14 protein-coding genes are annotated in these 13,828 nt (G+C 47.7%); 7 read left to right on the top strand and 7 right to left on the bottom strand.

Going from position 1 to position 13,828, the window contains the following annotated elements; genetic code table 11:
- From GT748_RS14405 to GT748_RS14385, 5 genes are all read right to left on the bottom strand, one after another.
- Positions 1 to 500 (bottom strand): recombinase family protein (locus GT748_RS14405; RefSeq protein ID WP_161222378.1); only part of this gene is annotated, 500 nt, incomplete at its 3' end.
- Positions 501 to 587: 87 nt separating this feature from the next.
- A complete protein-coding gene (locus tag GT748_RS14400) occupies positions 588 to 770 on the bottom strand; it encodes a transposon-encoded TnpW family protein (protein WP_087167585.1) in 183 nt (60 codons plus the stop codon).
- Positions 771 to 1,631, bottom strand: coding sequence for a ParB/RepB/Spo0J family partition protein (locus tag GT748_RS14395; protein ID WP_087167586.1), 861 nt, complete (start codon positions 1,629 to 1,631; stop codon positions 771 to 773). It abuts the gene before it with no gap.
- 109 nt (positions 1,632 to 1,740) lie between these two features.
- Positions 1,741 to 2,079 (bottom strand): replication initiator protein A, encoded by a 339-nt coding sequence (locus GT748_RS14390; protein WP_087167587.1) that lies wholly within the window; start codon positions 2,077 to 2,079, stop codon positions 1,741 to 1,743.
- A gap of 245 nt (positions 2,080 to 2,324) precedes the next feature.
- Positions 2,325 to 2,708 carry a cysteine-rich VLP domain-containing protein gene (locus GT748_RS14385; RefSeq protein ID WP_087167588.1) on the bottom strand — a complete coding sequence of 128 codons (384 nt, stop codon included), beginning with the start codon at positions 2,706 to 2,708 and terminating at the stop codon, positions 2,325 to 2,327.
- Positions 2,709 to 3,437: 729 nt separating this feature from the next.
- On the opposite strand from GT748_RS14385, the gene GT748_RS14380 reads away from it, so the two are divergent.
- The 6 genes from GT748_RS14380 to GT748_RS14355 are packed head-to-tail and all read left to right on the top strand — an operon-like array spanning position 3,438 to position 10,814.
- Entirely contained in the window at positions 3,438 to 3,665 is a 228-nt protein-coding gene (locus GT748_RS14380; RefSeq protein ID WP_015517850.1) for a helix-turn-helix domain-containing protein, read from the top strand.
- 2 nt (positions 3,666 to 3,667) lie between these two features.
- Positions 3,668 to 5,239 carry a type I restriction-modification system subunit M gene (locus GT748_RS14375; RefSeq protein ID WP_087167589.1) on the top strand — a complete coding sequence of 524 codons (1,572 nt, stop codon included), beginning with the start codon at positions 3,668 to 3,670 and terminating at the stop codon, positions 5,237 to 5,239.
- Entirely contained in the window at positions 5,223 to 6,395 is a 1,173-nt protein-coding gene (locus tag GT748_RS14370; RefSeq protein ID WP_087167590.1) for a restriction endonuclease subunit S, read from the top strand. Before GT748_RS14375 ends, GT748_RS14370 begins: the two co-directional genes overlap by 17 nt.
- A gap of 26 nt (positions 6,396 to 6,421) precedes the next feature.
- Positions 6,422 to 6,943 (top strand): hypothetical protein, encoded by a 522-nt coding sequence (locus GT748_RS14365; protein ID WP_087167591.1) that lies wholly within the window; start codon positions 6,422 to 6,424, stop codon positions 6,941 to 6,943.
- A gap of 28 nt (positions 6,944 to 6,971) precedes the next feature.
- Positions 6,972 to 7,634, top strand: coding sequence for a hypothetical protein (locus GT748_RS14360; RefSeq protein ID WP_087167592.1), 663 nt, complete (start codon positions 6,972 to 6,974; stop codon positions 7,632 to 7,634).
- A gap of 33 nt (positions 7,635 to 7,667) precedes the next feature.
- The gene (locus GT748_RS14355) at positions 7,668 to 10,814 is read left to right on the top strand and encodes a type I restriction endonuclease subunit R (RefSeq protein ID WP_087167593.1); all 3,147 of its coding nucleotides are present in this window, start codon (positions 7,668 to 7,670) and stop codon (positions 10,812 to 10,814) included.
- Between the two features lie 310 nt (positions 10,815 to 11,124).
- On the opposite strand, the gene GT748_RS14350 is transcribed toward GT748_RS14355, so the two are convergent.
- Both GT748_RS14350 and GT748_RS14345 read right to left on the bottom strand, forming a co-directional pair.
- Complete coding sequence (locus GT748_RS14350; RefSeq protein ID WP_087167594.1) at positions 11,125 to 11,496, bottom strand: TnpV protein; 372 nt, start codon at positions 11,494 to 11,496, stop codon at positions 11,125 to 11,127.
- A 225-nt stretch (positions 11,497 to 11,721) separates the two neighbouring features.
- Positions 11,722 to 12,096 carry a pyridoxamine 5'-phosphate oxidase family protein gene (locus GT748_RS14345; protein ID WP_021658187.1) on the bottom strand — a complete coding sequence of 125 codons (375 nt, stop codon included), beginning with the start codon at positions 12,094 to 12,096 and terminating at the stop codon, positions 11,722 to 11,724.
- A gap of 124 nt (positions 12,097 to 12,220) precedes the next feature.
- On the opposite strand from GT748_RS14345, the gene GT748_RS14340 reads away from it, so the two are divergent.
- On the top strand, positions 12,221 to 13,630 hold the full coding sequence (locus GT748_RS14340; RefSeq protein ID WP_205301313.1) for a PLP-dependent aminotransferase family protein: 1,410 nt from the start codon (positions 12,221 to 12,223) through the stop codon (positions 13,628 to 13,630).
- Positions 13,631 to 13,828: the final 198 nt, after the last annotated feature.

Raw genomic sequence — 13,828 nt, 5'->3', positions numbered from 1 at the left:
ACCCGCCTGCCCTGAGAGGCTTTCAGCTCATTGACCGCACGGATTTTCTTGCTGGTCTGCGCCGCATACCACTCGTTGAAGATACTGTAAAAGGGCAGCATTTCCATTCCTTCTCCGGTCGTGGAATTGATGTTTTCCTGTATGGCGATAAAGGTAATGCCAAGGGACGGATAGACTACCTGCGTCAGCCTGCCCATCTCGACCTGCTCACGGCCGAAGCGGGAAACATCCTTTACGATGATCGTCCCGACCTCTCCTTTTTCCGCCATTCTCTGCATCCGCTGAAAATCCGGTCTTTGAAAAGTCGTCCCGGAAATCCCATCGTCCACAAAGAAAACCGGGTGCAAATACCCATGTTTTTTAGCGTAGTCCAGTAAAATCTGTTTTTGATTGGTAATGGAGTTCGACTCCATATCCTTTTTGTCATCGTCCACCGATAAACGGCAGTAAAGGGCGGTGATCTTTTCTTTTTCCTGCCCGTTTTTGTTTTGCGTTGTCATTGATTCTTCAGTCTCCTTTCTGACAACCGGGCATTGCAGGGTAATGCCAGTATACCGTGCAGTGCCCGCATTGTCGAATGTGCAGGGTTAAATATTTTGCAGCTCCAGAAGCAAATCACGGAACTGCTTTAGGACGGTTTCTCTGCCCTCTGTATCAAAATGGGTGGTCACCTCATAAACCGTGCCGCCGATCTGCATGGAAAAGGAATCGTTGTCTGGCGAATAAAAGTAGGGAACGAAACTTCCCAAAGGAATTATTTTATCGTCCATTTACCGTTCCTCCCTTGCGTTTCGTTCTCTCTGCCGCTGCCATTTTTCCAGCAGTTTCAGAATGGTATTCTGCATATCCTTGCCCGTATAGCTTTTGGGAAAATACTTTTGCAGTTCCTCTTTGGGAAAGCGGATCTGTTCCTTCTGATTGGCTTTCTCCTCGCTCATTACGGCAAAGATAACATCAGAATTAAGCCTGCCCTGACGGGAAAAGCCACGGAGCCTCTGCGCCTGTGAAAGGGAAGGTGTAGCGTCCGCATATTCGATTTCGTTCAGAAGCAAATGCTGTTCCTGTTCCGTCAAGTACGACAATTCCACCGCAGGCGTGAGGGCGATTCTGCCCTCATCCACCATCTCAAGCAGTTCAGGAATTAAGTAAGTTAAACGGATATACCGGTGCAAAGTATCCTTGCCGATACCAAATTCATTTGCGATTCTTTCATCGCTTCGATACTTTGTCGCAGGCTGCGACGAAGTTAAATCGGTACGCTGACCTTGTTTCCGGATTGCTTCCCATTTCATTTTGTAGGCGAATGCACGCTCACTTGGCAATATGTTTTCCCGGTGCAGGTTTGCGTCTACCATCATGGAAACCGCCTGCTCGTCGGTCAGATTTCGGACGATAACAGGCAGTTTTTCTATTCCAAGCTCCCTGCAAATCTCCATTCTTCTGTGTCCTGATATGACCTCGTATTCACTTTCCGAAAGAGGACGGACGATCAGCGGCTCGATTGTACCTTGTGCCTTTATGCTCTTTAAAAGCTGTTCCTTTTCCTCTCCGTTCCGCAGCTTGAACGGGTGATTCCGAAAGGGAACCAGATGTTTGAAATCCAGATATTCAATCGTTTCTTTTTCTTTCATATATTGTGAAACCTCCGTTGTTTTTCTTTTTTCGGGTAGTAAGCATTCTTACTCTATTCGTCTTAATAGCTTCTGATCTTCGGAACTTTAGAAGTACGAAAACCGGAAGTCAGAACTTTTTTAAGTAGATGATGTTCGGTTTGCCCTGTCCCTGCCGCTTGCGGACAATCAGGTCTGCCTGCTCTAATTCCGAGAACAATCTGCATATCTTTTCGTGCCCGAAGCGCAGTTTTTCCTGAGCCTCTTTGACAGTAAAGAACTGGTATATGCGTCCACGCTTGTCCGTCCAGCCGTTTTTGGCGGAAAGGTGCATCCGGTCGAGCAGCAGGCCGTAGAGCATTTTAGCGTCGGTGGAAACCGGCTTGTATTTTTCCTCTGTGAACAAAGCCTTGGGGACTTTGTAAAAGACATAGCTTTCCGCTTCGGATAGTTTAAAGTATGGATTCAGATCATCACCTTCTTTCTGTCACGGTTTCAAACCGTGATTTTGTATGTTCGGGTATTACGGTATTCCTTATGGCGTTTTCGCTTAAGAAAAGCCTTGATTTCTGCGGCTTTACGGATTCCAAAAGCGTGACACCTATACCGTTTTTCTGCTTGCTTTAAGCAGCAGAATATTCCTTTCTTAAATCCCCGCCCTATCGGAGCGAGCAGACTGTTTGTACTCCTACCGTCGCAAAACAGTATCACTCGTCAGGACTCCGTCCTGAAACCTGATTGGGGAAGTGCCGCCCGTTTCCTGCGCTGGCGCTCGGCGGCTTTCTTCCGCTTTTGAATGGCGGCGCAGTCCGGGCAGTAGCGCTGGTTCTTTGCCTTTGGTACGAAGTACGACTTGCAGATTTGGCATCTCTTTTGACGGCTTGGCTGCATGATCTCGGCAAACAGCTCCCTGTCTGCGGGAAGGACTGCGTTTTTGAAATAGTTGCAGTAGATTCCGTACCGGCTGATGCACTGCACACAAGCGTGCTCCTCGCCGTCGTCCAGCAGCAGGCAGTTGCCGCCTACATAGTTGCAGCAGAGCTTTCTGACAAGAGCGTTGATCCGCTTTGACTGCTTTGGCGTGATTTTTATGACCATGTTTTTCACCTCCTCACGATTTGATGATCCATTGATTTACAGAGCCTGCTGTTTTCTCCGAATGCCGTTCCTGCCCCGGAGTCTCACCGCAGCGTCACTTTGTTCGCTCCTGCAAGGTCATGGCAAAGTCATATCCCATTCGGATCGTTATTCAGTTTTCAAGGTACAATGAAAAGGCCTTTCACTTATTCCCACTGGGTGAACTCAAATTCCAACCCTAAACGGAAAAATATTTGCGAATTAAAAAGACCCCTTCACTCATTTGGACAAAGGGTGCCGAAATGCACACCCATTTTTGGGGTTTTCTAAGAAAAATTATTATTCGGCAAAAATCCCTCTCACTTATTTGGAATTGCAAAGCCAAATGACACCCTATTTCACAGAAAAATAAGAAAATATCTTTTCGATTGCGGGCGCTTTATTTTGCTTGCTCCGAAAAAGCCCCTTCACTTATTCCCACTGAGAACAGCCAAATGCACACCCTGAATCTCAAAAAATTTTTATCCCTTCACTTATTTGGAATTGAGAGGTCAAAACGCACCCTGTTTTTCAGAAAAAAGGCAAAAAAATTTGCCCGCCAATATAGGCGGGCACACTTTCGATACAAAAAATATAATTAGCCTTCTTAAATACAGCGAACGCATACATATTGGTTGAATAATTCGTCAAAAAGTGTTATAATAAAGCATCACATTATGGATTTTGCCGTTTGTCGGGAGGTTATATGCTATGGCAATCAGCTATAAAAAGTTATGGAAACTACTGATAGATAAAGACATGAAGAAAAAAGATCTGGAACAGGCGGCGGGAATCAGCCATTACACCATTGGAAAATTGAACCGTGGTGACAATGTTACTACTGAGGTGCTGGCAAAAATCTGCATTGCGCTTGGTTGTACGATGGATGATATCATGGAGATCATTCCGGATCATACGGATAAGATAACGGAGGAATAACAATGGCACGGACAGCGAAACCGAAAAAAGAAGTATCTATGGAGGAAGCGCTTTGGAAAAGTGCGGACAAGCTGCGTGGCTCAGTAGAGCCTGCGGAGTATAAGCATGTTGTCCTGAGCCTGTTTTTCCTGAAATTCGCCGGTGATAAATTTGACGCTCAGAGGGAAATGATTGCAAAGCAGTACGGCGAAAAATTTGTGGACACGGTGGCGTTCTACACAAAAGACAATGTTTTCTATCTGCCTGAGGAAAGCCGCTGGTCATACATTATGGAAAACGCCAAGCAGGACGACATCGCCCTGAAAATCGACACGGCGCTATACACCATTGAAAAATCAAATCCGGCGCTGAAGGGCGCTCTGCCGGATAACTATTATTCCCGCTTGCAGCTTGACACGGCAAAGCTGGCTTCCCTACTGGACGAAATCAACCGCATCAATACCGATGATAAAGAGAATGACATCATCGGGCGCATCTATGAGTATTTCCTCAGCAAATTTGCGCTTGCCGAAGGCAAAGGCAAGGGCGAATTCTACACGCCAAAATGTATTGTTAATTTGATTGCCGAAATGCTGGAGCCTTATGATGGAATCCTGTACGATCCCTGCTGCGGTTCGGGCGGTATGTTCGTGCAGTCCATGAAGTTTGTGGAAGCGCACCACGGCAACAAAAAGCAGGTTTCCATTTATGGGCAGGAATATACAAATACCACCTATAAACTATGTAAGATGAACCTTGCTATCCGTGGCATTTCCGCAAATCTTGGCGAGACGGCGGCGAATACCTTTACCAACGACCAGCACAAGGATCTGAAAGCCGATTACATTATGGCAAACCCGCCCTTTAATCAAAAAGCGTGGAGAGCGGAAAACGAATTGATCGACGATCCCAGATGGGACGGCTATGAAGTGCCGCCTACCAGCAACGCAAACTATGGTTGGATTTTAAATATCGTTTCCAAGCTTTCGCAGAACGGCGTCGCCGGCTTTCTGCTTGCAAACGGCGCACTGTCCGACGACGGAACGGAGCTGAAAATCAGAAAGCAGCTGATTGAAAACAATCTGGTGGAAGCAATTATCATCTTACCGAGAAACTTGTTTTATACCACCGACATCAGCGTCACGCTTTGGATACTGAACAAAAATAAAAAAGCCCGTGTTATAGAGCAGAACGGGCAGCTCAAGCGTTACCGCAACAGAGAGCGGGAAATTCTCTTTATGGATTTGCGGCAGATGGGCAGCCCCTACGAGAAAAAATATATTGAGCTGACGGAGGAAGATCGGGCGAAGGTTACTTCGGTCTATCACAACTGGCAGCAGGAGGGATATGAGGAAACCTACGAGAATATTCCGGAATTTTGCTATTCCGCTTCTTTTGAGGAAGTCGCAGAAAAAGGCTTTACCCTTGTGCCCAGCCGGTATATTGAATTTGTCAACCGTGATGAGAATATCGACTTTGATGCGAAGATGAAAACTTTGCAAAGCGAACTGAAAGAACTGCTTGTGCAGGAAGAAAAGTCAAAGGCGGATTTGCTGGCCGTGTTTAAGGAGTTGGGCTATGAAATCGAATTATAAAAAACTCGGACCGTATATCCAAATAGTTGATAACAGGAATAAAGACCTTGCCATTACAAGACTGCTTGGTGTTAGTATAGAAAAACGGTTTATTCCCTCGATTGCTAATATTGTCGGGACGGATTTATCAAATTATAAAATTGTCAGAACAGGGCAATTTGCCTATGGTCCGGTTACTTCCCGAAATGGCGAAAAGGTATCTATCGCTTATTTAGATAGTGATGATTGCATTATTTCCAGCTCGTATACTGTTTTTGAAGTGATAAAAAAAGAAGAACTTGATTCTGAATATCTCATGCTCTGGTTCAGCAGACCGGAGTTTGACCGTTATGCACGCTATAAATCCCACGGTAGTGTGCGGGAAATTTTTGACTGGGACGAGGTGTGTAATGTTGAACTTCCTGTTCCTTCTATCGAGGAGCAGAGAAGTATCGTCAAAGCCTACAAGGCAATCACCGACAGAATCGCTTTGAAGAAACGGATAAATGATAATTTAGTAGCGGTTGGAACTACTTCTATCCAGAAGAACATCGGCAGAGGTGCATTGATAAATTTGACCGAGGCAGAAATGGATAGATTGACATTCCCAGAGGATTTTAAGGTTCAAACCGTGTCCGAGTTTTGTGCTGAAACAAAATCCGGTTCGACTCCTTCCCGCACCAATAATAAATATTGGGAAAACGGAACGATTTCTTGGGTCAAATCTGGCGAGGTACATAACAATATCACTTTGCAGACAGAAGAATATATTACTCCGTTGGGGTTAAGTGAGAGTTCCACAAAACTGCTTCCCAAAGACACCGTTTTAATGGCAATGTATGGTGTTACCGCAGGCGAAGTTGGGTATCTCGCAATCGAGGCAACTACCAATCAAGCAATTTGTGGTATGATATGTCGCTCAAAAGCTGAAGCGGCATACTTGTACTTCTCACTTATTCAAAGTCAAGCGACGATAAGCAGACTTTCCAATGGTGGAGCACAGGATAACCTTAGTAAAAACTTCATTGACAACATAAAGATTGTAGTTCCTCCGTCTGAGTTCATCGAAAAGCTAAATCTTGCCGCAATCGTTGAGCAAATGACTTTGAACACAAAGGAAATTGCCTTACTTGAAAAACTGCAATCCACAGTATTAGCTCAGTTATCAAGCCGCTAAATTATCATTTTTAGGAGAACATGTTTATGAGTGAAATCATTAATTGGTGCAATAACAATGATGGCTTTGTTATGGCAATTTTAGCTATTTTAAGTTTGATTTTAAGTGCGGTTGCAATTATTGTATCAATAAAAACTGCTCGTATGCCGTATAAAAAAGGATTGAAACTTGGGTCGTCTTACAACATATTATTTAGTCAGCATCCAATTACTTCTAAAGTAAACAGTCAGACGGTAGGAATGTCTATAACTGCTGTAAATATCGGCTCTAGAGACATCAATATTTCTTTTTTAGGGTTAGCGGTAAAAGATAAGATGTTTTTTGGTAAAAAACAAAAGATGGTTGGAATTAATGAAGATATTGGCGGGAAAGGTATTATTCACCCTACAGAGCTTAATGAAGCAAATTATAATACCTCTGATTTGATTTTAGCATTCGCTAAAATACCTAATGCTAAAGTTTATATGTATGCAACAGATACAGAAGGAAAAAGCTACTGCCACTTTATCGGAAAAGCAAAAAGTATCATTAGAAATTTATCAGTGTAAAATTTCTAAAAAGTAGGTGATTAGAGTATTGAACATTAATGAAAATATATTAGAACTATTTAAAGACTGGAATTTTTGGTTGTCATTAATAACCGGATTAACTGCAGTTATTGCCCTTGTACTAACTTTGATGCAGATTCGTTTAAGTAATAAACAAAGTCTTTTTGAAAGACGATTGGAATGTTATCTTAAAATTGATGGATTGATGCAATTATATAAAGAAAATCAGAAATTACTTGAGGCTGAGCGAAAAGACGAACCGCTATTTGCAGTGGATTTGGAGTTTTTATGGCTTACTAATAACACTTATTTGGAAGAAGCAAGCGAAGCGATTAAAAAACCGTTAGAAAATCCGGAACACAAGAAATTTCTGGTAAAGCGTGAAGAACTGAAAATGCTTTCGGCGGAAGCAGAGCTTATTTTCAAAGGAAGATCGGCAAAAACTATCAGTTGTTTTATTTCTGATTATGAACAGTTACTCTTTAAAATGTATCAGTACCAAATTCTTTTAAATAATATGCGAAATTATTCCGAACAGTTCAAGGCGACATTAGAAATGGCTCAAAAAGGAGTTAATGAAACAGCTTATAGAGAAAAATTACTTCATGCTTATGCAAATATCAAAATGGCATATTTACAGGTATCTAAGAATCATGTAATGGAAAAACTTAAAAAACAAATAAAACTGTAACTTGAATAATTCACATGCGAAGGAGTGACCACAATGGCAAACTTTAACGAACACGCCTTGGAGTTATCCATCATGGAGCTGTTCAAGGATGAAGGATATACCTATCTCGCAGGAGAGCAGATCCATCGGGAGCGCACAGAAGTCCTGCTTGCCGATGACCTGCGGCAGTATTTATATAACCGCTACGCCAAGGACGGTATCACTCCCGGCGAAGTGGAAGGTATCCTTTTGCGCCTTCGCAACATCTCCGGCACGGTGTACGAAGCGAACAAGGCGATACATAAACTGCTGTGCGACGGTTTTATCCTTAACCGTGAGGACAGGACACAGAAGGATTTATATATTGAGCTCATCGACTATGACAATCCCGAAAACAACATCTTCAAGGCGGTCAACCAATTTGAAATCGAGGGCGTGGGTGGTCAGCTCCGCATTCCCGACGGCATTGTGTTTGTCAATGGCATTCCCGTGGTGGTGCTGGAATTTAAGAGCGCCGTCAAAGAAAACACAACGATTATGGACGCTTACAAGCAGCTTACCGTTCGCTACCGCAGAGATATTCCGGAACTGCTTAAATACAATGCATTTGTAGTCATCAGCGACGGGGCGAACAACAAATACGGTTCTCTTTTCAGTCCCTACGACTATTTCTATGCGTGGCGGAAAGTTGAATCTGAAGACAAGGAGCTGGACGGTATCAACTCCCTTGTCACCATGATAAAAGGGCTGTTTCGCAAAGACCGGCTGCTTGCGGTTATTAAGGATTTTATCTATTTCCCCGACAACTCGGATAAAGAGCTGAAAATTGTCTGCCGTTATCCGCAATTTTTCGCCGCTACCAAGCTGTTTGAGAATATCAAGCTGCATATGCGTCCTGACGGTGATGGAAAGGGCGGCACCTATTTCGGCGCTACCGGCTGCGGCAAGAGCTATACTATGCTGTTTCTGACCCGTATGCTGATGAAAAGCAAACTGTTCCACAGTCCGACCATTTTAATTATCACCGACCGCACCGATTTGGATGACCAGCTTTCCCGCCAGTTTGTGGGCTCCAAAAAATACATTGGAGACGAAACGGTGATCAGCATTGAATCCCGTGAGAAGCTGCGGGAAGAATTGCAGGGACGGGAAAGCGGCGGCGTGTATTTAACGACTATTCAGAAATTTACGGAGGATTTGCAGCTTCTTACCGATAGAACCAATGTCATTTGTATTTCTGATGAGGCGCACCGGAGCCAGATCAACCTTGACCAAAAGGTCAAAGTGACCGAAACGGGTGTGGAGCGTAAATATGGCTTTGCCAAGTATCTGCATGATTCCCTGCCGAATGCTACCTATGTCGGCTTTACCGGAACGCCGGTGGACGGGACGATTGAAGTATTCGGTCCTGTGGTAGATTTCTACACCATGACCGAATCGGTGCGTGACGGCATTACCGTCAATCTTGTTTACGATGGGCGTGCGGCGAGGGTGACGCTGGACAATGCAAAAGTCAAAGAAATCGAACAGTATTACGATCAGTGCGAGGCGCAGGGCGCTAACGAGCATCAAATTGAGGAAAGCCAGAAAGCTGTTGCCCAAATGGAAGCAATTATCGGCGATCCGGACAGGCTGCGTGCAGTTGCCAAGGACTTTATTCACCATTACGAAACCCGTGTGGCAGAGGGCGCTACGGTTGCTGGAAAGGCAATGTTTGTCTGCATGAACCGCAACATCGCTTATGACCTTTATAAAATCATTGTAGAGATGCGTCCCCAGTGGTCGGAAAAGAAAATCAGTGAAGATGAAACAGCGCTTACCGATAAAGAGAAAAAGGAACTGAAGCCTATTGAGAAAATCAAGCTGGTGATGACTCGCAACAAAGATGATGAGCCTGCTCTTTATGAAATGCTTGGAACAAAGGATGATCGTAAGGAATTTGACCGGCAGTTCAAAAATCCGAAATCCAATTTCAAAATCGCCATTGTTGTCGATATGTGGCTGACCGGATTTGATGTTCCGGAGCTGGATACCATCTACATAGATAAACCGATTCAGCAGCATACTCTGATTCAGACGATCTCCCGTGTCAACCGTGTCTGCGAAGGCAAAGACAAGGGCTTGATTGTGGACTATATTGGCATCAAAAAGAATATGAACCTTGCTTTAAAGAAATACACGAATTTTGAATGTGATGAGTTTGAAGGTGTGGAGCAGGCGGTTACCATTGTCAAAGACCAATTAGAAGTGCTGGCGCAGATGTTCCACAGTTTTAACAGCAGGGATTTCTTTGAGGGCTCTCCGACGGAACAGCTTGCCTGCCTCAATCGGGCGGTCGAATATGTACAGCTGTCGGAGGAACTGGAAACACGTTTTATGGCAGCGGTCAAGCGGATGAAGCAGGCTTTCAATCTTTGCAGCTCCAGCGAAAAGATTTCGGACGAAGAAAAAGATTATATCCATTTTTACTGCGCTGTCCGCTCTATCCTTTTCAAGCTGACCAAGGGAGACGCCCCGGATATTTCACAGATGAACGCCCGTGTGCGTGAAATGCTGGAGGGCGCTATCCAGTCGGACGGCATCGAGGAATTGTTTGAAACCGGAAAACATATCTCTGTTGACATTTTCAGCGATGAGTACATGGACAAGATAAATGCTATCCAGTTGCCGAACACCAAAATCAAAATCTTGCAAAAACTACTTTCACAGGCAATCGACGAATTCAAGAAGGTCAACAAAATCATGGGTGTAGAGTTTGCGGACAGATTAAAGCGGGTGGTTGACGAATACAATAACCGCCGCAGAGATGAATCCTATGCCAATGAGGTGCTTGACGATATTGCCGGGAAGCTTGCCGATCTGCTTGCAGAGCTGAAAACAGAGAAGGACTCCTTCAAAAAATTAGGGATAGACTACGAGGAAAAAGCCTTTTATGATATTTTGAAAGCCGTTGCAAAGAAATATGAATTCGATAATGAATATCCGGATGAAAAAATGCTTGAGCTTTCAAAGAAAATCAAAGTCATTGTTGACGATAAGTCCCGCTATACCGATTGGTCTACCCGTGATGACATCAAAGCAAATTTGCAGGTGGATTTGATTTTGCTGCTGGACGAATACGGCTATCCGCCGGTAACGCTGGATGACGTCTATAAGGAAGTGCTGGAGCAGGCGGAAAACTTTAAGAAGTACGCCGGTTAAAAGCATATAAAATCAATCGGGTCTTAGGGCAGCGCCCTAACGAGAATCACTGTTTGTAGCCATATGGGGATACAAACAGTCTGCTCGCTAAGATGATACAGAAAAACCGGAGAAGGCAGCAATGCTTTCTCCGGTTCGTTCTATGTTACCCTGATTTTCTTCGACTTTGCTTTTGAAAGCTTTATAATCAAATTATCTACAGCGTCGGTATAGCGCCCTTCCTGCCGCAGCTTGCTCTGAACCCAAAGGAGATTTTGGACAAGAAATCTTCGCTCAACTTCCGAAAGATAAAGATGAAATTTCTGTTCTTTCATATGTAAATCAACTCGCTGTTGACGATTTCAGAGGCTCGGTTTCGGATGTTGTTCGTCTTTTGCACCCACTCCATAGGACGATTGGCTTTCAGCTTTTCCGTGACATTTTCCTGCTTAGAAAGTGCGGATACAAGCGATTGAAACAGCCGCTCCGCCTGTTGATCTACCGCTGCCAGATGTTCGTTCAGCGTTCCGGAAGTCAGCAGATTGTAATACCGAATCCAGTGGTGCTGCTTCAAATACTGCCGGTATCGCTGTCCCCAAACTCCGATTTCAATTTCTTTTTCGGGCGGTACTTTCAGATTGGGTAGTTCATAATCGCCTTGACGGGTATATGTGCCGCCTGCTTCTTCATAAATGTTTTTCATCGTAAAAACCTCCTGTGTTTTTTGGTACTTTCATTCTACAGAAGATTCTCAGGAAAGACCAATGTGCCGATTGCAGTTTTAATAGCATATACAGAAAAAGAGTACGAACCTTTTGATTCGTACTCTTGTTTCCTTCCTGCAATGCCGGTTTCTGTGTGTTTTTCGGATACTGCCTTATACACACTCAGCAAAGCGCTGCCGGCGGTTCGTTTTGGGGTGTGGGGGCTACATGGTCTCCTTGAGGGAGGTGATGGTGACTTCCAGCACCCGGCTGAGCCAGGGGAACTGGGTGACCATCTTCTCAAAGTCGGGGCCGGAGGTGAGGAAGCGGGCGGTCCCCTCGAGGCGGAAGCCGGCGCCCATGGAGCCGCCGCTGCCCTCCACCTGGTTGCTGCCCAAGGCCAGCAGCACCTTGTTGTTGGCGGACGTGTCCTTTTCGATGCTGGTCATCCCCCCGGCGGGGATGAGCAGGCGGTCGTCCTCGGTGATGTTGACATAGCTGTGCCAGGTGTTGACCACGTGGGGTTCGTTCTCGCAGCAGGAGACGATGGCCACCACCCCTTCGTGGGCGAGAATGTCGAGCAGTTTTTTGTCCAGCATGTTGCAGTCCTCCTCATTCGATTGCGGTGTGATTTGCCTTCTGGCACCAGTATAGGATATAATTGGCTTGTTAGAAAGAGCCAATTTGAGAGAATTTATAGGAGCCAGTTGGAGGCGATGTCGGGTGTTCATCCTGCTTGAAGAGAGGGACGGCGACCCCCTGTACGTACAAATTTACCGCCAGATCAAGGAGATGATTGCCGCCGGACAGCTGCGCCCGGGGGAGCGGCTGCCCTCCACCCGGGCCCTGGCCGCCACCCTGGCGGTGGGGCGGAACACGGTGGAGAACGCCTATGCCCAGCTGGTGGTGGAGGGGTATGTGAGCAGCCGCCAGGGGAGCGGGTACGAGGTGCAGCCGCTGGTGGAGCTGGGGCCCTGCCCGCCCCCGGCCCCCGCCGAGAGGCGGGAAGCGCCGCCCCCGCCCCTGGGCGAGCGGGTGCGCATCGACTTTCAGTACGGGCAGTTGGATCCCCGCGATTTCCCCCTGGGGCTTTGGCGGAGATGGACGGCCCAAGCCCTGGACGAGTTGCGGCCGGAGGAGCTGGTGGGGTACAGCAGCGGCAAGGGGGCCTACGGCCTGCGCCGGGAGGTGGCCCGCTATCTCCGCCGCTCCCGGGGGGTGGTCTGCGCGCCCGAACAGGTGCTCATCTGCGCCGGGACCACCTACGCCCTGAGCCTGTTGGGGCAGATGCTGCGGCCCCGGTGGGGGCGGGTGGCGATGGAGGACCCGGGCTACCCCAACGCCAAAGAGGTGTTTGCCAAGTGCGGCCTCGGGCTGCTGCCCATCCCGGTGGAGGAGGACGGCCTCTGCGTCGACGCCCTGGCGGGCAGCGGCGCGGGGGCGGTTTACACCACCCCCTCCCACCAGTTCCCCGGGGGGGCGGTGCTCTCCATCCAAAAGCGGCATCAACTGCTCAACTGGGCCCGGCAGACCGGCGGGATCGTCATCGAGGACGACTACGACAGCGAGTTTCGCTACCACGGCCGGCCCATCCCCTCCATCGCCAGCCTCAGCCCCGGGGACAACGTGGTCTACATGGGCACCCTCTCCAAGATCCTCTCGCCGGGGCTGCGGGTCAGCTACATGGTGCTGCCGCCCCTGCTGACCGAGGTGTACGACCGCGAGTTCGCCGAGTACCCGGCCTCGGTCTCGATACTGGAGCAGAAGGTGTTGGAGCGGTTTTTGGGCTCGGAGAGGTGGGAGGCGCACCTCCGCCGGGTCTGCACCGCCAACCGCAAGAAGCACGACCTGCTGGTGCGCTGCCTGAAGGAGGAGCTGGGCGGGCGCTTTGCCGTGCAGGGGGAGAATGCGGGGCTGCACCTGCTGGTGCAGTCGCTGGAGGGGTGGGGAGAGGAGGCGCTCATCCGCCGCGCCCTGGCCCGGCAGGTGCGGGTCTACCCGGTCTCCCGCTACTGGATGGAGCGGGCGCGCTACGGCGGGGACACGGTGCTTTTGGGGTTTGCCGGCCTCTCGGAGGGGGAGATCTGCGAGGGGGTGCGGCTGCTGGGCGAGGCCTGGGGGGAGGAAGGGTAGTCGTTTGGCTCGGCCCCGGGGGAGGGGCCGTCCGCCGCCGCTGTTTGAGGGGCGGATACAGGTGGAAAAGGGAAGGCGACGCCTTCCCTTTTTTGCTTTTGATAAGGGGTGCTGCCCGGCGCCGGTTTCGCCTGGCGGAGGGGCGAGGGGGCAAGGGGGCAGTGGGGAAGGTCTCCCGGACGGGAGCGAGGGGGTGTT

Source organism: Bittarella massiliensis (ex Durand et al. 2017) (genome assembly GCF_009876955.1).
GTDB classification, from domain to species: Bacteria; Bacillota; Clostridia; order Oscillospirales; family Ruminococcaceae; genus Bittarella; species Bittarella massiliensis.
This window is presented reverse-complemented; position numbering and strand designations above follow the sequence as displayed.